The sequence below is a fragment of the Enterobacter sp. DSM 30060 genome (assembly GCF_013375955.1).
GTDB lineage: Bacteria > Pseudomonadota > Gammaproteobacteria > Enterobacterales > Enterobacteriaceae > Enterobacter > Enterobacter intestinihominis.
On sequence record NZ_CP056118.1, the window covers coordinates 4,340,983 to 4,363,947 of the forward strand.

A 22,965-nucleotide genomic window follows, 5' to 3' on the forward strand; every position below is an offset into this window, starting at 1 on the left:
CTTTTTAGTTTTCTTTAATCCACATTACCTGCCATGGATTGAGGATCAGCTCCGTACCGCTAATATCCTGTCCTGATAATAACTCCTTACCAGAAAGCGTTTGTTCATAAACGGTCTGCATTTTATTGCTAAAATTAAATAATGCTGTAATTCGCTCGCCATTTTCAGCAACACGAATAATTTTAAGAATTTGTTTACCCACTGCGTCGAAAGCAGCCTGACTATCCGGATGGAACGCCCTCTCGCCGCGACGAATAGCGATAAGCTCACTCAAACGAGAATAAATTTGATAACGAATACTCTTCTTATTATTCAGTTCGCTATCAAGCTGCCCCGCCGTGTATTTTTTCCGGTTAATCGCGCGGTTATATCCGAGGCGTTCGACGCCTTCATAATCGTTCCGCGACCCAAGAATGCTCTGAATATAAACAGCCGGGACGCCTGGGAAACTTAACAACACAGCATGCGCGAGGAGGAACCGTGCAATACGTTCCTCATCTGAACTGTCTTGTAAACTTAACGCATCAAGATAGGTGACATTAATTTCATAAGGGCTTCGCGTTCCGTCAGGATTATTTTTCCAGTTGACCAGCGCGCCTTCCTGCTGAAGATTTTCGACCAACGAGAGGATCTCTGATTCCGGAAGAATGCCGCGCAGCGGATTCAAACCGATACCATCATGCGAGGCCAGGAAATTAAACCATGTAGTGTGTGAAGAAGGCAGTGCCAGCGACCCCGCCCATTGGCAAAGTGCTTTCACATCCTGACGATGAACGGCATGCAGCACCAGCGGAGGTAAGGAAAACTGATAGACCATCTGGGCTTCGTTTTCACCATCACCGAAGTAAGAGATGTTGTCTTTGTGCGGAACATTTGTCTCAGTAATGATCACCGTTCCAGGTGCCACGGCGTCCGTAATGGCGCGGAACAGCTGAATAAGGCAATGGGTTTGTTCCAGATGGATGCAGGTTGTTCCCGGGATTTTCCACATAAACCCGACCGCATCCAGACGAATATAACGCGCCCCTTCCATGAGGTAATGGAGCAGAACGTCAACCATTGCAATCAGCACCTGCGGCGAGGCGAAATTGAGATCGATCTGGTCATCGCTGAATGTAGTCCATAAATGACGAACGCTGCCATCATTAAGCGTAAACGGCGTCAACAGCGGTAAAGCGCGTGGGCGCGTCACCGCGGATAAATCGGTTTCCGGGTCGACAGAAATAAAGAAATCTTCATAACCAGGCTTCTGCGCCAGATAATTAGCAAACCATTCGCTTTTCGCTGACATATGATTGCAAACGAAATCAAACATTAAGCTGGCTGACTGTTTTAATTCCGCGACATCGCGCCAGTTTCCCGTTTCAGGTGCAACGGTATGATAATCAATAACGGAAAAACCATCATCTGATGACCACGGATAGAAAGGTAAAAGATGGACATGAGAAAAAGCACGAGAAAGCCACTCATTATAGAACCGGGTAAATACCGGCAATGCTTTCTCCCCTTTCGTGGAGATCTGATCGGCATAGGTAATCAGAACAACATCTTTTTCATCCCAGCCTGACTTACGCTTCTCCGTAATATTAACCGCCGCCTGTTGAAGCTTAGTTAATAACACGTCAAGGTGTGCATCTGAAAATGATTCACCATAAATATGATTGATAAGGTATTTAATTTTTGCGTTCACATTATTTTCCATGGTAGCGGTCCCACGGAGTGGCAATCTACTCCCATGAAAAATATCTGTCAACGGACCTGGGGGCTGAAAAAGGCATTCTCAAAGCAGCGCAACGCAGTAATGTGAGCTGCCGCAAAGAAAGAGAAAAAGCAGAGGGGGAATTCATGCCCTCTCTCAGCGCGAGAAAGGGCTTATATGAGCGGGATTAGCGTGAAAAGTAGCGACGTGAAACGCGTTTTGCCAGTTTTTGTAACAACGGCTCCAGGGCGACCGCCAGCAACATTCTGACCGGCTTACGGGCAACAGACTTGATCGCCCAGCCCGCCACACCAGCCGGACCATAACGTAACGCCGTCATCAGAACCAGTTTGCCTGCGATTTTCAGGCCGGGTTTTACCTTCTGACCGGCCTGTTGCCAGTTTTGTTTCATGTAAGTTCTCTCTTAAAGCTGACGGAAACGACTTCTCAGCGTAAAGGTATCGGAGGTGACATAACGTTCCATCTCGCGCAATCGCTTCTCCCCTGCGCTCAGCTGTTCATCCACCGCGTTAAGAAGATCGCTGCTGGTTGGCGTGTTTTCCGCATCCAGCTCACCCTCCGGCATCGGATCAAGTACAAACGACAGAATGATGTAAGCCACCAGTGTAATAAAGGCCAGGCCAAAGAAAATCGACAATACAGTGACCACACGTACCAGTTTTACCGGGACATCCAGATAGTGTGCCAGCCCGGCGCAAACGCCCCGAACCATGCCCTGCTGCGGGATGCGCCACAGTTTTTTATTCAGATTTAGTCCAGCCATTAACGCTCCCTCCAGTTCGGGTGTTCCGCATCCAGGATGGCTTCCAGCGCCTGAATACGTTCGCGCATTTTGTTTGCCTCAGAAGAGAGCTGCGCCAGCCGCTGTTGCTCGCTTTGCGACAGCTCCCCGCGAGAAGAGCGGTTGCTGTAGTGCAGCCATAACCAGATGGGCAGAACAAACAGCACGAAAATTGTCAGGGGTATTGCCAGAAAAAGCGCGCTCATGTGTACTCCTTGTCTTGCGATGCGGCACGCTCAGGTGCCGCAGGATTTATTATTGGTGGTCTTGCTTCATTTTGGCTTTCAGCGCCGCCAGCTGCTCGCTAATTTCATCATCGGCTTTCAGGTCAGCAAACTGCTGATCCAGGGTTTTCTGCTTACCGATGCTGTGGCTTTCGGCTTCCGCTTCCATGTGGTCGATACGACGTTCGAACGATTCGAAACGCGCCATCGCTTCATCCAGTTTGCCGCTGTCCAGCTGGCGACGCACGTCGCGGGACGAACTTGCAGCCTGGTGGCGCAGCGCCAGCGCCTGTTGACGTGCACGGGTTTCGCTGAGTTTATTTTCAAGCTCACCAATCTCTTTCTTCATACGCGTCAGAGTATCATCCACCAGCGTCACTTCATGTTCCAGCGTGGCCACCATGTCGGTCAGCTTCTGCTTCTCAATCAGCGCAGCGCGGGCCAGATCTTCTTTATCTTTGCGCAGCGCCAGTTCAGCTTTTTCCTGCCACTCGTTAAGCTGGGCAGTCGCCTGCTCGATACGACGCGTTAACTGCTTCTTCTCTGCCAGCGCGCGGGCGGAGGTGGAGCGTACTTCAACCAGCGTGTCTTCCATCTCCTGAATCATCAGGCGCACCAGCTTCTGCGGATCTTCTGCTTTCTCCAGCAGCGAGTTGATGTTGGCGTTCACGATGTCGGCAAAACGAGAAAAAATACCCATAATTCAATCCTCATAGTTCTGTTATCGGGCGATGCCCTGCTGAGTAGTTAATACAAATCCCATGCCAACTTTTTATCTTATTGATTTTACTGGGTGTCATTGATATTTATCCATCCAGCGGCTATTCTCACCTGGTGAATATCACTAAGGAGTGGTTAATTTCATCATGGCTGAATATAAAGACAATTTGCTTGGCGAGGCAAACAGCTTCCTGGAAGTGCTTGAGCAGGTATCGCGCCTGGCGCCGCTGAATAAACCGGTGCTCATTATCGGTGAGCGCGGAACGGGTAAAGAACTTATCGCTAACCGTCTGCACTTTCTGTCTGGCCGCTGGGACGGGCCTTTTATTTCGCTTAACTGCGCGGCGCTGAATGAAAATCTGCTCGACACGGAGCTTTTCGGTCATGAAGCCGGCGCGTTTACTGGCGCACAAAAACGGCACCCCGGTCGTTTTGAACGTGCCGATGGCGGAACGCTCTTTCTCGACGAGCTGGCGACCGCGCCAATGCTGGTACAGGAAAAGCTGCTGCGCGTCATTGAGTATGGCGAACTGGAACGCGTTGGCGGAAGTCAGCCGCTTCAGGTTAACGTTCGCCTGGTGTGCGCCACTAACGCCGATCTGCCCGCGATGGTTGCAGAAGATAAATTCCGCGCCGACCTGCTGGACCGGCTGGCTTTCGATGTCGTCCAGTTGCCGCCGCTGCGTGAGCGACGCAGCGATATCATGCTGCTGGCCGATCAATTTGCCATTCAGATGTGCCGGGAACTGGGCCTGCCGCTCTTTCCGGGCTTCAGCGAACAGGCCACCGAGACCCTGCTCGGTTACCACTGGCCGGGGAATATCCGTGAACTGAAAAACGTGGTGGAACGGTCTGTTTACCGTCATGGCAGCAGCGAGACCGAACTGGACAACATTATTCTCGATCCGTTTCGGCGCGAGGTTAAACAGCCCCTTGCTCCGGCGGCGCGCCAGCATGATCCGGCGTTGCCGCTCGATTTACGCCAGTTCCAGCATCAGCAGGAGCAGCAACTGCTGGAACGGAGCCTGAAAGAGGCGAAATATAACCAGAAACGGGCAGCTGAACTGCTGGGTCTGACCTACCATCAATTAAGGGCATTGCTCAAAAAACATCAAATGCGCTGACATTATCAGCACTTACCCCCAGACATTTTTACGAAGCAGGCGTAAGTGCGATACACTTTGCAGATCGAATCTAAAAACCTTAAAAACTATGCGCCTGGTTTTATCATCCCTGTTTGCACTCGGTCTGTTCAGCAATCTGGCCTTTGCTGCGCCCGATCGTACTGCGCCTCCTGATATTCGTGATAGTGGTTTCGTCTATTGCGTCAGCGGGCAAGTTGATACCTTTAACCCGCAAAAGGCGGGGAGCGGCGTGATTGTTGATACGCTGGCCGCACAGATTTACGATCGCCTGCTCGACGTCGATCCTTATACCTATCGGCTGGTTCCGGAGCTTGCTGAAAGTTGGGAAGTGCTTGATAACGGCGCCACGTACCGCTTCCGTCTACGCGATGAGGTGGCTTTTCAGCACACCCCGTGGTTTACCCCAACCCGCAAGCTCAACGCGGATGACGTGGTTTTCACCTTCCAGCGCATCTTTAACCGCAACCATCCGTGGCATAACGTCAACGGCGGAAACTTCCCCTACTTCGACAGTCTGCAATTCGCGGACACGGTCAAAAGCGTTCGTAAGCTGGATAACCGCACGGTTGAGTTTCGCCTGACGCGCCCGGACGCCTCCTTCCTCTGGCACCTGGCGACGCACTACGCGTCCGTCATGTCAGCCGAATACGCGGATCAGCTGACGAAAAAGGATCGTCAGGAACGTCTCGATCGTGAGCCTGTGGGCACAGGACCCTTCCAGTTAGCTGAGTACCGCGCCGGACAATACATTCGCCTGCAACGACACGATCATTTCTGGCGCGGCAAACCGCTGATGCCGCAGGTTATTGTCGATCTGGGTTCAGGTGGAACAGGCCGCCTCTCCAAACTGCTGACCGGTGAGTGCGACGTCCTTGCGTGGCCTGCGGCCAGCCAGTTGACTATTTTGCGCGACGACCCCCGCCTGCGCCTGACCCTACGCCCGGGAATGAACATCGCCTATCTGGCGTTTAACACCGATAAGCCACCGCTGAATAATCCGGCCGTGCGCCATGCGCTGGCGTTAGCGATCAACAATCAGCGTCTGATGCAGTCGATTTATTACGGCACCGCGGAAACCGCCGCCTCTATTCTGCCCCGCGCCTCCTGGGCCTATGACGGCGAGGCGAAGATCACGGAATATAATCCGGCGAAAGCGCGCGAACAGCTTAAAGCACTGGGGGCAGAAAACCTGACGCTTCAGCTGTGGGTACCCACCAGCTCTCAGGCGTGGAACCCTAGCCCGCTGAAAACCGCCGAACTGTTGCAGGCAGATATGGCCCAGGTGGGCGTGAAGGTGATCATCGTTCCTGTCGAAGGCCGTTTCCAGGAGGCGCGTCTGATGGACATGAATCACGACTTAACGCTGGCTGGCTGGTCTACCGACAGTAACGACCCGGACAGCTTCTTCCGTCCGCTGCTGAGCTGTGCGGCGATCAACTCCCAGACCAACTACGCGCACTGGTGTAACCGGGAATTTGATGCTGTGCTGCAAAAAGCCCTCTCATCTCAACAGCTTGCTTCACGCATTGAGGCCTACGATGAAGCGCAAAATATTCTGGCCAGAGAGCTTCCCGTGTTGCCGCTTGCCTCTTCCCTGCGCCTTCAGGCCTACCGTTACGATATAAAAGGGCTGGTACTCAGCCCGTTTGGTAACGCCTCCTTCGCGGGCGTGACTCGTGAGAAAGAACAAGAGGTGAAAAAACCATGATTATATTTACCTTGCGGCGGCTGCTGTTACTGCTGGTCACCCTGTTCTTCCTGACCTTTGTCGGCTTTAGCCTTAGCTACTTTACGCCGCACGCCCCGCTTCAGGGCTCATCCCTCTGGGACGCCTGGCTGTTCTGGTTTAACGGCCTGTTGCACTGGGATTTTGGCGTGTCCAGCATCAACGGACAGCTCATCTCTGAGCAGCTGAAGATGGTTTTCCCGGCCACCATGGAGCTGTGTATACTCGCCTTTGGCTTTGCCCTCATGGTGGGGATCCCGGTGGGGATGCTGGCGGGAATTTATCGCAATAAATGGCAGGATAAATTCATCAGCGCGCTTGCCTTAATTGGCTTTTCCATCCCTGTTTTCTGGCTGGCGCTGCTGCTTACCCTCTTCTTCTCACTGACGTTAGGCTGGCTTCCGGTGTCTGGCCGTTTCGACCTGCTGTATAACGTGCAAACGGTGAGCGGCTTCGCCATCGTTGACGCCTGGCTTTCCGATTCAGTCTGGCGCGACGAAATGATCGTGAGCGCCCTGCGCCATATGGTGCTGCCAGTGCTCACGCTGGCCGTCGCACCGACGACCGAAGTGATCCGCCTGATGCGCATCAGCACTATCGAAGTCTTCGATCAAAACTATGTGAAAGCCGCCGCCACACGCGGACTGTCTCGCCTGACGATTCTACGTCGCCATGTGCTGCACAATGCGTTGCCGCCGGTAATCCCACGGCTTGGGCTGCAATTCTCAACCATGCTGACGCTGGCGATGATCACCGAGATGGTTTTCAGCTGGCCGGGCCTTGGACGCTGGATGATCAACGCCATTCGCCAGCAGGATTACGCTGCGATCTCCGCCGGAGTGATGGTGATTGGCTCGCTGGTTATTATTGTTAACGTTGTTTCCGATATTTTGGGTGCCATGGCCAACCCGTTGAAGCATAAGGAATGGTATGCCTTACGATAACGTCTACAGCGAAAAGCGCACGCCTGGTGCGCTACGCACCGTGTGGCGTAATTTCTACGGCGACACCACGGCGATGATCGGCTTTTACGGCTGCATTGGCCTCGTGTTGCTGTGTGTTTTGGGTTCGTGGTTTGCGCCGTATGGCATCGATCAGCAGTTCCTTGGTTATCAGCTTTTACCGCCATCGTGGTCGCGTTACGGGGAGGTTTCGTTCTTCCTGGGGACTGATGATCTCGGACGCGACGTGCTAAGTCGTTTACTGAGCGGCGCCGCACCTACGGTAGGCGGCGCGTTCGTGGTCACCCTGGCCGCCGCGATATGCGGCCTTGCGCTGGGCATTTTTGCCGGCTCAACCCACGGGCTGCGGTCTGCCGTGCTTAATCATATTCTTGATACCTTGCTCTCGATTCCTTCGCTGTTGCTGGCGATTATCGTCGTGGCCTTCGCGGGGCCGCACCTCACACATGCGATGTTCGCCGTCTGGCTGGCCATTCTGCCCCGCATGGTGCGATCGGTTTACAGCCTGGTTCACGACGAACTGGAGAAAGAGTATGTCGTCGCCGCCCGTCTGGACGGTGCCACCACGTTTAATATTTTGTGGTTTGCCGTGCTGCCTAACATTGCCGCCGGGCTGGTGACGGAGATCACCCGCGCCCTGTCGATGGCGATTCTTGATATCGCAGCGCTGGGCTTCCTGGACCTGGGCGCGCAGCTCCCCTCCCCGGAATGGGGCGCAATGCTCGGCGATGCTCTGGAGCTGATTTACGTCGCGCCGTGGACGGTCATGCTGCCGGGCGCGGCCATCATGGTGAGCGTTCTGCTCGTTAACCTGCTTGGCGACGGGATCCGCCGCGCAATCAATGCGGGGGTGCAATAATGCCGTTACTTGATATCCGCAACCTCACGATCGAAATTAAAACGGGCGAAGGCTGGGTTAAAGCGGTGGATCGCATCAGTATTACGCTCGCAGAGGGCGAAATACGCGGGCTGGTGGGCGAATCGGGTTCCGGTAAGAGTCTAATCGCCAAAGCCATTTGCGGCGTGGCGAAGGACAACTGGCGGGTGACCGCCGACCGTATGCGTTTCGACGACATCGATCTGTTGCGTCTCTCCCCGCGCGAACGCCGTAAACTGGTGGGCCATAACGTCTCGATGATTTTTCAGGAGCCGCAATCCTGTCTCGATCCGTCCGAGCGCGTCGGGAAACAGCTGATGCAGAATATCCCCGGCTGGACCTATAAAGGCCGCTGGTGGCAGCGTTTCGGCTGGCGTAAACGCCGTGCCATTGAGCTATTGCACCGTGTGGGGATCAAAGACCATAAAGACGCGATGCGCAGTTTCCCCTACGAACTGACCGACGGTGAATGCCAGAAAGTGATGATTGCTATCGCCCTGGCCAATCAGCCGCGTCTGCTGATTGCGGACGAACCGACGAACGCGATGGAGCCAACGACTCAGGCGCAGATTTTCCGCCTGCTCACGCGTCTGAACCAGAATAACAACACCACCATTTTGCTGATCAGCCACGACCTGCAAATGTTGAGCAAGTGGGCGGATAAAATTGACGTGATGTATTGCGGACAAACGGTAGAAACCGCGCCAAGTGAAGACCTGGTGACGACGCCGCATCATCCCTACACGCAGGCGCTGATCAGGGCGATCCCTGATTTCGGCAGCGCAATGCCACACAAGAGCCGTCTGAATACTCTGCCTGGCGCGATTCCGCTGCTGGAATCGCTGCCCATTGGCTGCCGTCTGGGTCCGCGTTGCCCGTATGCTCAGCGTAAATGCATTGAAACACCGCGCCTGACAGGGCCGAAAAATCATCTGTTTGCCTGTCATTTCCCGCTGAACATGGAGAGAGAGTGAAATGGTCGAAACCTTACTGGAAGTGCGTAACCTGAGTAAGACCTTTCGCTATCGCACCGGCCTGTTTCACCGTCAGACCGTCGAGGCGGTTAAACCGCTGAGCTTTACGCTGCGCGAAAAGCAGACGCTGGCGATTATCGGTGAAAACGGCTCGGGCAAATCGACCCTGGCAAAAATGCTCGCGGGTATGGTTGAGCCAAGCGGCGGTGAAATACTGATTGACGATCATCCTCTGGAATTTGGTGACTACTCTTTCCGCAGCCAGCGCATTCGGATGATTTTTCAGGATCCGTCAACGTCCCTCAACCCGCGCCAGCGTATTTCGCAGATCCTGGATTTCCCGCTGCGGTTGAATACCGACCTGGAGCCGGAAGCGCGTCGCAAGCGGATTGTCGAAACCCTGCGTCTGGTAGGTCTCCTGCCCGACCATGTCAGCTATTACCCCCACATGCTGGCTCCGGGCCAAAAACAGCGTCTCGGACTGGCCCGCGCGCTGATCCTGCGCCCGAAGGTCATTATCGCCGACGAAGCGCTGGCGTCGCTGGACATGTCGATGCGTTCGCAACTCATCAACCTGATGCTGGAGCTACAGGAAAAGCAGGGGATATCGTATATCTACGTGACTCAGCACCTGGGCATGATGAAGCACATCAGCGATCAGGTGCTGGTGATGCACCAGGGTGAAGTCGTTGAGCGCGGCAGTACCGCTGACGTGCTGGCCTCCCCGCTCCACGACCTGACAAAACGCCTGATTGCCGGACACTTTGGTGAAGCATTGACGGCCGATGCGTGGCGGAAAGATCGTTAGCCGTTGCGTAACCCGCTTGCCAGCAGAGTAAACACCTCGATGGCATGCGGCAGCGTCTTCTGCGGCTCATCACTCGCGGCAATCATCAAGGCAGCATTCAGCGCAACGCCGTTCAACAGATGGGCTGCGACTTTCGCATCCATTTTTTTAAGCACGTTGCGTTCGATTAATTTTTCGATAGTCTGGCGGGTCGACTCAAGACAGCTGTTCTGGCTGGGCCATTGCGCCGGATCGCCCAGAACGGCCGGACCGTCAAGAAGCACGATACGCTGAACTTCCGGAACGAGCGCCATGTTGATGTAGGCGATGCCTTCCGCCAGCAGTCTCTCCCAATCATCGTCTGTGGCCGCGGCAACGGCTTTCGCGTTGCCCGCCATTTCGCTGTCTATCTGCGCGACCACCGCCGCCAGTAACCCTTTCTTATCTCTGAAATTATGATACAGCGCACCGCGCGTTAACCCCACGCTTGCCGTCAGTTCATCCATCGACGCTGCAGCAAAGCCTTTCTCAGCAAACGCCTTTCGCGCCGCATGAATCAATTTTTCGCGATTTTCCTGAGCTGTTTCAGCACGACGTTTTGTAGCCATAGAACTTCCTATAAAAGCGATATTTTTAATTTGACATACGCGGCGTATGTGAATTACATTTTTTCACATACATTGCGTATGTTACTTCTCTTAAGTAACCACAACAACGCCTCTGACAGAAAAGGAAATGCCATGCATCCACGTAATCCTGTCTTCCCTGCCAATCGACATGCCCTTTATGAGGAGCATGGCTATTCGGCTGCCATTCGCTCTGGCGATCTGTTATTTGTTTCCGGTCAGGTCGGCAGCCGCAGCGATGGCACGCCTGAGCCTGATTTCGCCGCTCAGGTGCAGTTGGCATTCGATAATTTACAGGCGACTTTGGCCGCCGCAGGATGCACTTTTGACGATCTGATTGATGTCACGACGTTTCATACCGATCCAGAAAACCAGTTCCCCGTCATCATGGAGGTGAAAAAACTGGTGTTTCCACAGCCACCTTACCCAAACTGGACGGCTATCGGCGTTAACTGGCTGGCCGGATTTGATTTTGAAATTAAGGTTATTGCCCGAATCCCCTCGCCAGCGAATTAATATCCGGCCGTCTTAGCGCGAAGCTTCTGGCCAACCTCTGGTTGGATGAGGCGAACCCAGCACCTGGTGATATACTGCTGGAATACACACGAAATAGCCTGATAAAGAGTCAGTTCAACGTCTTTCGTGCGCCCAGTCACGGCACGTGAGCGAGAAATATCGTGACACAAGGGGCTGTGAGTGGGCTATAATTTCGAGCTAATTTCGAATGATTTTGAAATACTGCCTGTAACGCTATGAATTACAAGGCAAAATAAGCAATGAATATAAGGATTAAAGCTATGGGTTTTCTTTCCGGTAAGCGCATTCTGGTAACTGGCGTTGCCAGCAAACTGTCCATCGCATACGGCATCGCACAGGCTATGCATCGCGAAGGCGCTGAGCTGGCGTTCACCTACCAGAACGACAAGCTGAAAGGCCGTGTTGAAGAATTTGCCGCGCAGCTGGGTTCCAGCATTGTTCTGGAATGTGACGTTGCACAAGACGAAAGCATTGATGGCATGTTTGCTGAACTGGCTAAAGCATGGCCGAAATTCGACGGTTTCGTTCACTCCATCGGCTTCGCTCCGGGCGATCAGCTGGACGGCGACTACGTGAACGCGGTTACCCGTGATGGCTTCAAAATCGCCCATGACATCAGCTCCTACAGCTTCGTTGCGATGGCAAAATCCTGCCGCGCGATGCTGAACCCGGGCGCAGCCCTGCTGACCCTGTCCTACCTGGGCGCAGAACGCGCTATCCCTAACTACAACGTTATGGGTCTGGCGAAAGCGTCTCTGGAAGCCAACGTGCGCTATATGGCGAACGCAATGGGTCCTGAAGGCGTGCGTGTTAACGCAATTTCTGCGGGTCCAATCCGTACTCTGGCCGCTTCCGGGATCAAAGATTTCCGTAAAATGCTGGCACATTGCGAAGCGGTTACCCCGATTCGTCGTACCGTTACCATCGAAGATGTGGGTAACTCTGCGGCATTCCTGTGCTCTGACCTTTCCGCGGGTATCTCCGGCGAAGTGGTTCACGTGGACGGCGGCTTCAACATCGCTGCCATGAACGAGCTGGAAATCAAATAAGTCTGTTACTCTCTTCCCGACTGGGAAGAGAGTTTTCTCCCCTCCCCGCACTTCGTTATTCCGTTCTGCTATTTGTTATCACCTAACAATATTTTTCCCCTCATCCGCCTTACGCCAGGATATTGATCGCCATTTTGAGATCAAGGAACGCCCATGGAACAACGCCGTTTTTCCGGCAAAGGCCACTGGTATCACGAAACCCAGTCGAATCATTCGCAGACGGACGTTCTGCCGCTGGTGCCTGAAGCCGCTAACGTCGACGATCGTTTTTTGCTCGATTTAGCCCTGCCTGACGACATTGCCGCAAGCTGTTGTGGGTGGCTTACGCCAGCCCGAACCTTGTGCCGCCTCTTATTCCCGCTCGATACTCCCGTAAACCGTCTGCACACGCTTAGCGCCTACGACAGACTGAGCACGGCGTTGACGGTTTCCCAGGCGTGTGGCGTCCAGCGGCTCTGTAACCACTACGCGGCGCTCCTCGCCCCCCTTCCGGGCCCCGACTCTTCCCGGGAAAGCAATCGACGCCTTGCAGAAATCACTCAGTATGCCCGCCAGCTGGCGAGCTCCCCGGACGTCATTGACGATAAAGCGCAAACCCAGCTTGATGAGGTGGGACTGACAACGTATGACATTGTGCTTATCAACCAGATCATCGGCTTTACTGGTTTTCAGGCGCGGGCGGTTGCAGTGTTTCAGGCGCTGCTTGGCCATCCGGTACGCTGGCTACCGGGACACCACATTCAGCCCCATACACTACCGCTGAGCTTTACCCGATGGACAGCCACCCAGCCCGTAGTCGAACTAAAATATGCCAGTGCGGTTCAACTTGAGGCGCTCTCACGCTGGCAGGCCGAACCTGCGCTTTCAGCGCTCACGCCGGTTCTCTGCCATGAGCCGATGCTGCTGAATCTGACGGGCGAGATACTGGTTAACCACCCACAAAGCGAAGCCCAGCCATCTGCATCGCTCTCAGCCGCCCATACGCTGCTGCTTACGTCTCCCGATCGTTTTAGCGCCGCCCAGTTAACGCCTCTCACGGAGGCCGGTATCCCACCGGGCAAGGCAATTAACCTGTTAACCCACGGCGCTTTTAATGGCTGGCTGGACCGTCTTCGCGTGGCGCTTGGCAAAGAGGAATAACCACACGCTTTACCTAAAGAGCGCTTGCTGTAGCAGTGAGAATCGCGTAAAACTGTCAGCCGCTCAATGGCTACGAAAATAGAACATTATGTTTCAGGACAACCCGCTGCTAGCGCAGCTTAAACAGCAACTACATTCCCAGACGCCCCGTGCAGAAGGGGTCGTAAAAGCCACGGAAAAGGGCTTTGGCTTTCTTGAAGTTGACGGACAGAAGAGCTACTTCATTCCGCCTCCTCAGATGAAGAAAGTGATGCATGGCGACCGCATTTCGGCCGTTATTCATACCGAAAAGGAACGAGAGTCTGCCGAGCCGGAAGCACTGATCGAACCTTTCCTGACCCGCTTTGTCGGGAAAGTGCATAAAAAAGACGATCGTCTTTCTATCGTACCGGATCATCCTCTCCTGAAAGATGCCATCCCTTGCCGCGCTGCGCGTGGCGTTGAGCATGACTTTGTCGAGGGTGACTGGGCGGTTGCCGAAATGCGCCGTCATCCTTTAAAAGGCGATCGCGGTTTCTACGCCGAGCTGACCCAGTTCATCACCTTTGGCGACGACCATTTCGTCCCATGGTGGGTGACGCTGGCGCGCCACAACCTCGAAAAAGAAGCGCCGGATGGCGTAGCGACCAAAATGCAGGACGAAGGTCTTGAGCGTCGCGATCTGACAGCGCTGGACTTTGTCACCATCGACAGCGCCAGCACCGAGGATATGGACGATGCGCTGTATGCCGAAGAGGCAGCGGATGGCAAAATGCATCTGACCGTCGCCATCGCCGACCCTACCGCATGGATTGTCGAAGGCAGCAAGCTGGACGAAATGGCCAAAGTGCGTTCGTTCACCAACTACCTGCCGGGCTTCAACATCCCGATGCTGCCGCGCGAGCTTTCCGACGATCTCTGCTCCCTGCGTCCCCATGAAGTGCGTCCGGTACTGGCCTGCCGCATGACCATCGCGGCTGACGGTACCATTGAAGAAGATATCGAATTCTTCGCCGCCACTATCGAATCCAAAGCTAAACTGGCTTATGACAACGTGTCCGACTGGCTGGAAAATACCGGCAGCTGGAAGCCTGAATCCGATAATATCGCTGCGCAAATTCGTCTGCTGCATCGCGTCTGCCAGAGCCGCAGTGAGTGGCGCCAGACCCACGCGCTGGTATTTAAGGACCGCCCGGACTACCGCTTTGTGCTGGGGGAAAAAGGCGAAGTGCTCAATATCGTCGCCGAGCCACGCCGTATTGCCAACCGTATCGTTGAAGAAGCGATGATCTCCGCCAACATTTGCGCCGCACGCGTGCTGCGCGACAAGTTAGGCTTTGGCATTTACAACGTGCACACCGGCTTTGACCCGGCTAACACCGAAGCGCTGGCCGCCCTGCTCAAAACCCATGACGTCCACGTCGATCCGGAAGAGGTGCTGACCCTGCCAGGCTTCTGCAAGCTGCGCCGCGAGCTGGACGCACAGCCGTCAGGTTTCCTTGACAGCCGCATTCGCCGCTTCCAGTCCTTTGCGGAAATCAGCACGGAGCCAGGCCCGCACTTCGGTCTCGGTCTTGAGGCTTACGCCACCTGGACCTCCCCGATCCGTAAGTACGGCGACATGGTTAACCATCGTCTGCTGAAAGCGATCATCAAAGGGGAATCTGTTGCCCGCCCACAGGATGAGACTACGTTGCAGATGGCAGAGCGTCGCCGTCTGAACCGTATGGCGGAGCGTGATGTCGGCGACTGGTTGTACGCGCGTTTCCTGAATGATAAGGCAGGGACTGACACCCGTTTCCCGGCTGAAATCATTGACATCAGCCGCGGCGGTATGCGCGTGCGTCTGGTGGATAATGGCGCCGTTGCCTTTATTCCTGCCCCGTTCCTGCATGCCGTTCGCGACGAACTGGTTTGTAGCCAGGAAAACGGGACCGTGCAAATTAAAGGCGAAACGGTTTACAAAGTCACTGACGTGATTGATGTAAACATCGCTGAAGTCCGCATGGAAACCCGCAGCATTATCGCGCGCCCTGTCGCCTGATAACCGCGTAGACTCCCGGCCGTTCCGTTCAGGGATGGCCGGGAGTTCTCCCCAGTATTATCTCTCGCAAAATCATCGTTTTTTCTCACACTTTTCTGTTTCCTACCGCCACATTTCGCCAGAATTATCTACAGTAAAAAGAGCCGTCATAGTCGACTGCAAATGAATAATTTGTGCGCTACTCAGCAGCCGCGGGAGAAAACGGGATGGACGATCTGGAGCAGAATTTGCTGTTTCGTTACATGGGTACGCATAGCCCCTGGTGGCGACTAACAGCAGACAGCAATGCTCTGCATCTTGCTGCCAGTGAAAGCGCTGACATCGTTCAGGTGGTTGCGCTGGACGATGAGCAGGCTGCTCTGATTCGCCAGCTCACCGTTATCACCGCCAGCATTGCCATGACCCTTCCCTTGTATGGTTTGGACGTTCCCGTCCATCTTGTCGGTCGTAAAATTAACAAAAATGAGTGGGCGGGAACGGCATCAGCATGGAACGACACGCCTTCCGTGGCGCGCGATCTGGCGCAGGGACTCTCCTTCGCCGAACAGGTGGTGTCCGAAGCTAACTCCGTAATTGTAATCCTCGACCAGAACGGGAATATTCAGCGCTTCAACCGTTTAAGTGAAGAATATACGGGCCTGAAGGAACAGGAAGTCATCGGGCAAAACGTGTTTAAACTGTTCATGAGCCGCAGCGAAGCCGCGGCCTCAAAACGCAACATCACCGGTTTTTTTCGTAACGGCAGCTCCTACGAAGTCGAACGCTGGATCAAGACCCGCAAGGGGCAACGCCTGTTTCTCTTCAGAAATAAATTCGTTCACAGCGGCAGCGGGAAAAATGAAATTTTCCTCATCTGTTCGGGTACCGACATCACGGAAGAGCGTCGGGCCCAGGAGCGCCTGCGCGTTCTCGCCAATACGGATACGATTACCGGTTTGCCTAACCGAAATGCCATCCATGAGCTGATCTCCGACGCCATCACCTCCCGGGGTGAAACGCAGGTGGGCGTGGTTTATCTCGATCTGGATAACTTTAAAAAAGTGAACGATGCCTATGGGCATATGTTTGGCGACCAGCTGCTACAGGCCGTTGCGCTGGCGATCCTGAGTTGCCTGGACGACGGACAAACCCTGGCGCGCCTGGGTGGGGATGAGTTTATCGTGATGGCCACCGATACCTCGCAGGGCGCTCTGGAAGCTATGGCGTCGCGCATTCTGACCCGACTGCGGCAGCCTTTCCGCATCGGGCTGATAGAGGTTTACACTGGCTGCTCGCTTGGTATCGCGCTTGCGCCCCAGCACGGTAACGATCGGGAAAGCGTCATTCGCAATGCCGACACCGCCATGTACACCGCCAAGGAAAATGGCCGGGGTAAATTCTGCGTCTTCTCGCCAGAGATGAACCAGCGCGTATTTGAATATCTGTGGCTGGATACCAACCTGCGTAAAGCGCTGGATAACGATCAGCTGTTAATTCACTACCAGCCAAAAATGACCTGGCGCGGCGAAGTCAGAAGTCTGGAGGCGCTGGTGCGCTGGCAGTCACCAGAGCGTGGCCTGATCCCGCCGATGGAATTTATCTCCTATGCAGAAGAGTCAGGGCTGATAGTGCCCCTTGGCCGCTGGGTTATGCTCGATGTGGTGCGCCAGGTGGCAAAATGGCGCGACAAAGGGATCAACCTGCGCGTCGCGGTCAACGTCTCCGCCCGTCAGCTGGCGGACCAGACCATCTTCAGTGACCTGAAGCAGGCGCTGAAAGACCTGAATTTTGAATACTGCCCGATTGACGTGGAATTGACCGAAAGCTGTCTCATCGAAAATGAAGAGCTGGCCCTGTCAGTGATCCAGCAATTTAGCCGCCTGGGGGCGCAAATTCACCTTGATGACTTTGGTACGGGGTACTCTTCCCTGTCGCAGCTGGCGCGCTTCCCTATCGACGCCATCAAGCTTGACCAGTCCTTCGTCCGGGATATCCATAAGCAGTCCATTTCACAGTCGCTCGTGCGCGCGATAGTCGCCGTGGCACAGGCGTTGAATCTGCAGGTCATTGCTGAAGGGGTGGAGAGTGCAAAAGAAGACGCCTTTCTGACGAAGAATGGCGTCAACGAACGGCAGGGTTATCTTTTTGCTAAGCCCATGCCCGCAGCCGCATTCGAGCGATGGCTAAAGCGCTATCAGGCCAGGAATGTCCGTTAGCTGGCTTTGCGTAAGCCCGTCGCCTGATGGCGATTTTGCAGCATAACCAGCCGCTCCATGTAGGCGATATCCTTCGGTTCAAGGCAGAAGGCGGCATCCACCCAATCCTCTGTAATGTCCATCAACTCGCTTCGCGGAAGTGGCAGAACACGCGTACGCGCGCGCAGCATGGCCCTTACGCCGTTCAGCTTCGGCTGTAGCGTGTCGATAAACGTCCGTACCGAAACATAGCTCTGTAACGGCTCGAATAAGAGATCCACAAGACCGTGCTGTTCATACCATTCCGCCGTATGCGACTCACCTTTATAAATCAGCGCCTCTGCCATTTTCATGCCGGCACGACGCGCCACCAGTGAATAACCGCCCATGCCCGGGAACAGATTGAACGCGATTTCCGGAAAGCCTAATCGGGCATCGCGCTGGGCCAGAATGAAATGATGCGCGAGCGCGGCTTCAAACCCGCCCCCTAACGCGCTTCCTTCCACCATCGCCAGCGTGACAGCACCGGTATCGAACCCTCGTGAGGCGGCATGAACGCAGTCCACACAGGCCCGGGCATAGGCGCGTAACGCTTCGCGTCGGTTGTTTTTGATGCACTCAACGAAGAATTGTAAATCACCGCCAGTATTGTAGATGTCAGGGACCAGCGATCCGGTGACCCAAAAATCAACGACATATCCGGACTGGCGAACCAGCCAGGAGAGATTCATGATCTCCTCGATCAGCGCATGATTGAAGCAAGGCCGTGGCGTGGCACGTAACATCATCCACACCGTGCGCCGTTCGGCCTCATAATAAGCCGCCAGTTGAGTGAATCGTTCAGCATCAGTAAACAATGTGCAGGTTGTCTGGTTGATAACTGTCATAGTCGAATTCCTCTTATAAAAAAGCGCGTTGCGCGCAGTTTTAGACTAATCCACCCCTACAACCCGCAGCATACGGGGGTTAAATTTGTCACTTTCATTTATGAACTTTGGTTATTGCATTTTTTACCTTCTCTTTTGAATCAATTTTCTGCATCATTGATAATATTAACTTTTCGCTTCAGGGTGAGCTTATGTCTAACATTGATGCAACAGCCGTGGCACAGCGTATTGATACTGTGCTGGATATTCTTGTCGCGGGCGATTATCACTCTGCTATCCGTAATCTTGAGATCCTCAAGTCTGAACTGCTGGCTGAGAACGGCACTGATAACGCATCAGAATCCACTCAACCAAAAGCCCCGTGGGAAGTGTAACCACGTCGTTTTCGCCCTTGCCTTTTAAATGGATGCTATGAATTCCCGACAACAAATCATTTTGCAGATGGTGATCGATCAGGGACGCGTAAGCGTAGTCGATCTCGCTAAAGCTACCGGCGTTTCTGAAGTCACCATTCGTCAGGATCTGAATTTTCTGGAAAAACAGAGCTACCTGCGGCGTGCGCACGGATATGCCGTTCCACTGGACAGCGACGACGTTGAAACCCGCATGATGAACAATTTTGCGCTCAAGCGGGAACTGGCGGAGTTTGCTGCATCCTTAGTGAATAACGGTGAGACCGTCTTTATTGAAAATGGCAGCAGTAACGCCCTTCTGGCGCGCACGCTTGCCGATCAAAAAGACGTTACCATCATTACCGTAAGCAGCTATATCGCCCATCTGTTGAAGGAAACTCGCTGCGAGGTCATTCTGCTGGGCGGCATTTACCAGAAGAAAAGCGAAAGCATGGTGGGGCCATTAACGCGTCAATATGTTCAGCAGGTTCACTTCAGTAAGGCATTCATTGGCATTGACGGCTGGCAGCCCGACACCGGCTTTACCGGTCGCGACATGATGCGTTCAGACGTGGTGAACGCCGTACTCGCCAAAGAGTGTGAAGCGATTGTGCTGACCGATAGCTCTAAGTTTGGCGCCGTACACCCTTATACGATGGGTCCGGCTTCGCGCTTCAGCCGTGTGATCACGGATGAGCGTTTACGCGATGAATATCGCCAGCAATTAGAACAAGACGGCCTGACTGTCGATATTGTGAAAAAAACGGCCTGATTATCCTGCTGCGCCCGAATAATGGGCGCACTTAAACCTTTCTCTGAGAGTATTCCGACCCTTCCTTTAAGAGTTTTTACCTGTTGAAACTGTTCTAAACACGTAAAATTAATATTAGCGATATAACAGGAAGTGACTATCACCTGCGTGATGATGTAACGCCTGCGCGACCAGCTTTCACGGGAACAGAATTTAAGTATGGATATTGTCTATACTTAAAGTGCATTCCTTTCCGTGAATCGATAATTCAGGAGAAAGTATTATGACCTTTACCAGCAAAAAATTAGCCGCCGCTGTTCTGGCAATCACTGTAGCAATGTCTCTGAGCGCTTGCTCTAACTGGTCTAAACGTGACCGTAACACCGCGATTGGTGCCGGTGCTGGTGCGCTTGGTGGTGCAGTATTAACGGATGGTAGTACGCTGGGTACATTAGGTGGTGCTGCCGTAGGTGGTATTATCGGTCACCAGGTGGGCAAATAATCACCATAACGGCTCTCACCGGTATAATAATATATTTTGTATTTTCAGGTCTGACTTACGCACGTAAAAAAAAGAGCCACGGCAATGTCCGTGGCTCATTTATTTTAACCGCCCGCCAGTTTGACTTTCATACCTTTGGCTTCCAGGAGCGTTTTAATTAAATCCCGCTTATCGCCCTGAATCTCAATTATGCCGTCTTTTACTGCCCCACCGCATCCGCACTTCTTTTTAAGCTCAGCGGCGAGCTTTACCAGCTCTGCATCATCCAGATCAATGCCGGTGATAAGGCAAACGCCTTTCCCTTTTCTGCCACTGGTCTGGCGCTGAATACGCACGATTCCATCGCCTTTCGGACGTTCAGCTTTCTCTTTTGGCTCTTCAATGCGCCCGGTATCTGTTGAATAGACCAGACGAGTGTTGGCATCACGCATTATGCCCCCTTTTTCAGTGATGCATTAATCGCTTTCAGAGTCTCTGCCGGATAAGCGGATTTCGTCACCGGGCGACCAATTACCATATAGTCTACCCCCGCGCTCAGCGCCTGCTCTGGCGTCATGATGCGTCGCTGATCCCCTGACTCGCTGCCTGCCGGACGGATACCTGGCGTCACCAGTTTAAATTCGCGGCCTAACTCAGATTTGAAGCGAACCGCCTCCTGAGCTGAACAGACCACGCCATCAAGCCCACATTGTTGCGTGAGGCGCGCCAGACGCTCCGCATGTTCGGCAGGTGACAACGTCACACCCAGGTCACGAAGGTCAGATTCATCCATACTGGTCAGCACGGTGACGGCGATAAGAAGCGGAGCGTCATTGCCAAACGGCACCAGCGCTTCGCGCGCAGCCGTCATCATACGTGCCCCACCGGAGGCATGAACGTTAACCATCCACACACCTAGTTCAGCCGCCGCAGCAACGGCGTGGGCAGTGGTATTCGGAATATCATGGAATTTCAGGTCGAGGAAAACGTCGAAACCACGCTGGTGCAGATCGCGGACGATTTGCGGACCGAACAGCGTAAACATCTCTTTGCCTACTTTAAGACGGCAATCCCGGGGATCAATACCATCAACAAAGGCCAGTGCGGCGTCACGGTTATTGTAATCCAGAGCAACAACTACAGGAGAATCGGTAACTACGCGGGAAGTGGAGGAAGTAACAGACGTCATGACCAGCCCTTTTCGTCTATGGGCGCGCAGCGGCGCGGAACAGATAAACGGCGTGCATTCTACCTGCCCTCGGGGTAAATGAACAGAATCGAATGCTTTTCCTGCTGAACCACAGACCGCACGGTGCTGAAAGAAATAATGTACTCTTTAGTATGTTGTAACTAAAATGGAGTGTTTTAAAAAATCACTGCCCGTCCAGACCACGAATTGGCTTGATGGTGGACCAGGCCCGGCAGGAAGGGCAATGCCAGTAGAGCGAATAGGCGGTGAAGCCGCATTTCTGGCAGCGATAGCGCGGCTTGCTCCGCACCTGTTCACCGACCATGTCTCGCAGCACCATCAGGCTCTCTTTAGCGCGCCCTTCTTCTGCATCGTTAAGATGATAATCCATCAGCTTGTGGAAGACGCGCATCGTCGGATGGCGCTGCAACTGACGGGTAATGTATACCTGGGCGGTATCACTCCCTTCGTGCTCTTCGACGACATCCGACAGCATCAGCTCGGCTGTGGCACCGGTGTTTTCTTCAACACAGCGGCGCAGGAATGCAACCCACTCGTCCTGCTTACCTAACTGCTGATAGCAGGTTTGCAGCATTTCCAGCGTTTCGCTGACCAGCTCTTTGTCCTGATCGATAACGCGAAGCAGGCTTTCCACGGCTTTGGCGTAATCACCATTAGCCATAAAGACCCGCCCCATCATTATCGAGATGCGGGCGCTGTTGCGATCGGCCGCGGCGCCTTTTTTTAGCAATGCCATGGCCTTATCCATGTCATCGCTACCCATTTGCTGAAGGGCAAGCTCGCAGTAAAAATGGGCAATTTCGACGCGCTGTTTATCTTTGCCGAGTTTGACCAGCCGTTCGGCGGTATCAATCGCTTTTTGCCAGTCGCTGGTTGCCTGGTAGATTTGCAGAAGTTGCTGAAGCGCACCGATACGGAAATCGGTCTCATCCACCAGCTGAGAGAACATATCTTCTGCGCGATCGTACAGGCCCGCCGCCATGTAATCTCTGCCCAACTGCTGCACGGCCAGCAACCGTTGCTCATAGGTCAACGATGCGCTTTCCATCAGGGTCTGGTGGATACGGATGGCACGGTCAACCTCTCCGCGCGAGCGGAACAGGTTTCCCAGGGTGAGATGCGCCTCTACGGTGCCGGTATCCTCTTTGAGCATGTCGAGGAACAGATCGACCGCTTTATCCTGCTGATTGCTCAGCAGGAAGTTCACCCCCGCAACGTAGTCACGGGAGAGTCGGTTTGCTTCATCCTGTTTTGTTTGTTGCGCGCTTCTGCGGCCCATATACCAGCCATAGGCTGCGGCGACAGGCAAAAGCAGAAACAACAACTCCAGCATATTCGATTATTCCTTGACTACCGGCACACCAGAGCTCGCCGGAATGTCAGTCGCAGGCGTAAGTTGATGTTCAAGTCGTTTAATTTTACGTTCAGCGCGAACAAGGGAAACACGAACCTTAAGCCAGAACAGGCCACATACAAGCCAGCCGATGACAAAACCCGCTGCGAATAACACAGCCAGCAGGCTCGACACCCGGTACTCGCCCTGCGCCAGCAGATAGTTGAAACTTACCTGTTGATCGTTTTGCGCGCCCAATGTGACTGAAATGACAAAAATCGCCAACACCAGTAAGAAAATGAGTAAATATTTCACATGACTTCCCGTTATGTGGTTCGAGCGTATAAAGCGTGTTCAACTCACTGCAATCAGCCTTATAAGCTACCATTTTAGTGGCGGGCGCGAAACGGAAAAAGTAATGCGCCCTTCATGGATTTATGGTCAAA

General features: G+C 53.8%; 25 protein-coding genes. 14 read left to right on the forward strand and 11 right to left on the reverse strand.

What is annotated here, in order from left to right:
• Positions 1-4: 4 nt before the first annotated feature.
• The 5 genes from HWQ15_RS20720 to pspA all read right to left on the reverse strand — a co-directional run bounded on the left by HWQ15_RS20720 (position 5) and on the right by pspA (position 3,425).
• Positions 5-1,702 (reverse strand): sugar phosphorylase, encoded by a 1,698-nt coding sequence (locus tag HWQ15_RS20720; protein WP_063149434.1) that lies wholly within the window; start codon positions 1,700-1,702, stop codon positions 5-7.
• A gap of 184 nt (positions 1,703-1,886) precedes the next feature.
• Positions 1,887-2,111, reverse strand: a complete 225-nt coding sequence (pspD, locus tag HWQ15_RS20725) for a phage shock protein PspD (protein WP_006810818.1) — start codon at positions 2,109-2,111, stop codon at positions 1,887-1,889.
• Positions 2,112-2,123: 12 nt separating this feature from the next.
• Positions 2,124-2,483, reverse strand: coding sequence for an envelope stress response membrane protein PspC (pspC, locus tag HWQ15_RS20730; protein WP_006810819.1), 360 nt, complete (start codon positions 2,481-2,483; stop codon positions 2,124-2,126).
• Complete coding sequence (gene pspB, locus HWQ15_RS20735; RefSeq protein WP_022648304.1) at positions 2,483-2,707, reverse strand: envelope stress response membrane protein PspB; 225 nt, start codon at positions 2,705-2,707, stop codon at positions 2,483-2,485. The genes pspC and pspB overlap by 1 nt, the downstream gene beginning before the upstream one ends.
• Before the next feature lie 49 nt (positions 2,708-2,756).
• Positions 2,757-3,425, reverse strand: a complete 669-nt coding sequence (pspA, locus tag HWQ15_RS20740; RefSeq protein WP_022648305.1) for a phage shock protein PspA — start codon at positions 3,423-3,425, stop codon at positions 2,757-2,759.
• A gap of 151 nt (positions 3,426-3,576) precedes the next feature.
• Between pspA and pspF the strand changes: the two genes are divergently transcribed.
• The 6 genes from pspF (at position 3,577) to sapF (ending at position 9,937) form a co-directional block, all read left to right on the forward strand.
• On the forward strand, positions 3,577-4,569 hold the full coding sequence (gene pspF, locus HWQ15_RS20745) for a phage shock protein operon transcriptional activator (protein ID WP_162882544.1): 993 nt from the start codon (positions 3,577-3,579) through the stop codon (positions 4,567-4,569).
• An 88-nt stretch (positions 4,570-4,657) separates the two neighbouring features.
• On the forward strand, positions 4,658-6,298 hold the full coding sequence (sapA, locus tag HWQ15_RS20750; RefSeq protein WP_063149433.1) for an ABC transporter substrate-binding protein SapA: 1,641 nt from the start codon (positions 4,658-4,660) through the stop codon (positions 6,296-6,298).
• The gene (gene sapB, locus HWQ15_RS20755) at positions 6,295-7,260 is read left to right on the forward strand and encodes a putrescine export ABC transporter permease SapB (protein ID WP_022648308.1); all 966 of its coding nucleotides are present in this window, start codon (positions 6,295-6,297) and stop codon (positions 7,258-7,260) included. Before sapA ends, sapB begins: the two co-directional genes overlap by 4 nt.
• On the forward strand, positions 7,247-8,137 hold the full coding sequence (gene sapC, locus HWQ15_RS20760) for a putrescine export ABC transporter permease SapC (protein WP_003856843.1): 891 nt from the start codon (positions 7,247-7,249) through the stop codon (positions 8,135-8,137). Before sapB ends, sapC begins: the two co-directional genes overlap by 14 nt.
• A complete protein-coding gene (sapD, locus tag HWQ15_RS20765; protein ID WP_003856840.1) occupies positions 8,137-9,129 on the forward strand; it encodes a putrescine export ABC transporter ATP-binding protein SapD in 993 nt (330 codons plus the stop codon). The genes sapC and sapD overlap by 1 nt, the downstream gene beginning before the upstream one ends.
• A gap of 1 nt (position 9,130) precedes the next feature.
• Entirely contained in the window at positions 9,131-9,937 is an 807-nt protein-coding gene (gene sapF / locus HWQ15_RS20770) for a putrescine export ABC transporter ATP-binding protein SapF (RefSeq protein WP_003856838.1), read from the forward strand.
• Here the strand turns inward: sapF and HWQ15_RS20775 are convergent.
• The gene (locus HWQ15_RS20775) at positions 9,934-10,524 is read right to left on the reverse strand and encodes a TetR/AcrR family transcriptional regulator (RefSeq protein WP_022648309.1); all 591 of its coding nucleotides are present in this window, start codon (positions 10,522-10,524) and stop codon (positions 9,934-9,936) included. The two genes, sapF and HWQ15_RS20775, sit on opposite strands and share 4 nt — an antisense overlap.
• A 132-nt stretch (positions 10,525-10,656) precedes the next feature.
• Here HWQ15_RS20775 and HWQ15_RS20780 point away from each other — a divergent pair, with 132 nt between their 5' ends.
• From HWQ15_RS20780 to pdeR, 5 genes are all read left to right on the forward strand, one after another.
• On the forward strand, positions 10,657-11,058 hold the full coding sequence (locus tag HWQ15_RS20780) for a RidA family protein (RefSeq protein ID WP_045308900.1): 402 nt from the start codon (positions 10,657-10,659) through the stop codon (positions 11,056-11,058).
• 281 nt (positions 11,059-11,339) lie between these two features.
• Positions 11,340-12,128 (forward strand): enoyl-ACP reductase FabI, encoded by a 789-nt coding sequence (fabI, locus tag HWQ15_RS20785; RefSeq protein ID WP_003856831.1) that lies wholly within the window; start codon positions 11,340-11,342, stop codon positions 12,126-12,128.
• 153 nt (positions 12,129-12,281) lie between these two features.
• Positions 12,282-13,268, forward strand: coding sequence for an oxidoreductase (locus HWQ15_RS20790; protein ID WP_023300250.1), 987 nt, complete (start codon positions 12,282-12,284; stop codon positions 13,266-13,268).
• 88 nt (positions 13,269-13,356) lie between these two features.
• On the forward strand, positions 13,357-15,291 hold the full coding sequence (locus HWQ15_RS20795) for an exoribonuclease II (protein ID WP_023300251.1): 1,935 nt from the start codon (positions 13,357-13,359) through the stop codon (positions 15,289-15,291).
• A 206-nt stretch (positions 15,292-15,497) separates the two neighbouring features.
• Positions 15,498-17,486: a cyclic di-GMP phosphodiesterase gene (gene pdeR, locus HWQ15_RS20800; RefSeq protein ID WP_032624132.1), complete on the forward strand. Its 1,989-nt coding sequence runs from the start codon at positions 15,498-15,500 to the stop codon at positions 17,484-17,486.
• On the opposite strand, the gene HWQ15_RS20805 is transcribed toward pdeR, so the two are convergent.
• Entirely contained in the window at positions 17,483-18,352 is an 870-nt protein-coding gene (locus HWQ15_RS20805; protein ID WP_022648314.1) for a crotonase/enoyl-CoA hydratase family protein, read from the reverse strand. The two genes, pdeR and HWQ15_RS20805, sit on opposite strands and share 4 nt — an antisense overlap.
• Positions 18,353-18,543: 191 nt before the next feature.
• Between HWQ15_RS20805 and HWQ15_RS20810 the strand changes: the two genes are divergently transcribed.
• The 3 genes from HWQ15_RS20810 to osmB all read left to right on the forward strand — a co-directional run bounded on the left by HWQ15_RS20810 (position 18,544) and on the right by osmB (position 19,997).
• On the forward strand, positions 18,544-18,726 hold the full coding sequence (locus HWQ15_RS20810) for a hypothetical protein (protein WP_022648315.1): 183 nt from the start codon (positions 18,544-18,546) through the stop codon (positions 18,724-18,726).
• 37 nt (positions 18,727-18,763) lie between these two features.
• Positions 18,764-19,516, forward strand: coding sequence for a DNA-binding transcriptional regulator YciT (locus HWQ15_RS20815; RefSeq protein ID WP_063149432.1), 753 nt, complete (start codon positions 18,764-18,766; stop codon positions 19,514-19,516).
• Positions 19,517-19,778: 262 nt separating this feature from the next.
• On the forward strand, positions 19,779-19,997 hold the full coding sequence (osmB, locus tag HWQ15_RS20820; RefSeq protein ID WP_003856823.1) for an osmotically-inducible lipoprotein OsmB: 219 nt from the start codon (positions 19,779-19,781) through the stop codon (positions 19,995-19,997).
• Between the two features lie 104 nt (positions 19,998-20,101).
• Here osmB and yciH read toward each other — a convergent pair whose 3' ends face one another.
• The 4 genes from yciH to HWQ15_RS20840 all read right to left on the reverse strand — a co-directional run bounded on the left by yciH (position 20,102) and on the right by HWQ15_RS20840 (position 22,834).
• Positions 20,102-20,428 (reverse strand): stress response translation initiation inhibitor YciH, encoded by a 327-nt coding sequence (yciH, locus tag HWQ15_RS20825; RefSeq protein WP_046619721.1) that lies wholly within the window; start codon positions 20,426-20,428, stop codon positions 20,102-20,104.
• On the reverse strand, positions 20,428-21,165 hold the full coding sequence (gene pyrF, locus HWQ15_RS20830; RefSeq protein ID WP_023306389.1) for an orotidine-5'-phosphate decarboxylase: 738 nt from the start codon (positions 21,163-21,165) through the stop codon (positions 20,428-20,430). Before pyrF ends, yciH begins: the two co-directional genes overlap by 1 nt.
• Positions 21,166-21,349: 184 nt before the next feature.
• Complete coding sequence (gene lapB / locus HWQ15_RS20835; protein ID WP_003856819.1) at positions 21,350-22,519, reverse strand: lipopolysaccharide assembly protein LapB; 1,170 nt, start codon at positions 22,517-22,519, stop codon at positions 21,350-21,352.
• A gap of 6 nt (positions 22,520-22,525) precedes the next feature.
• A complete protein-coding gene (locus tag HWQ15_RS20840; protein ID WP_006810839.1) occupies positions 22,526-22,834 on the reverse strand; it encodes a LapA family protein in 309 nt (102 codons plus the stop codon).
• Positions 22,835-22,965: the final 131 nt, after the last annotated feature.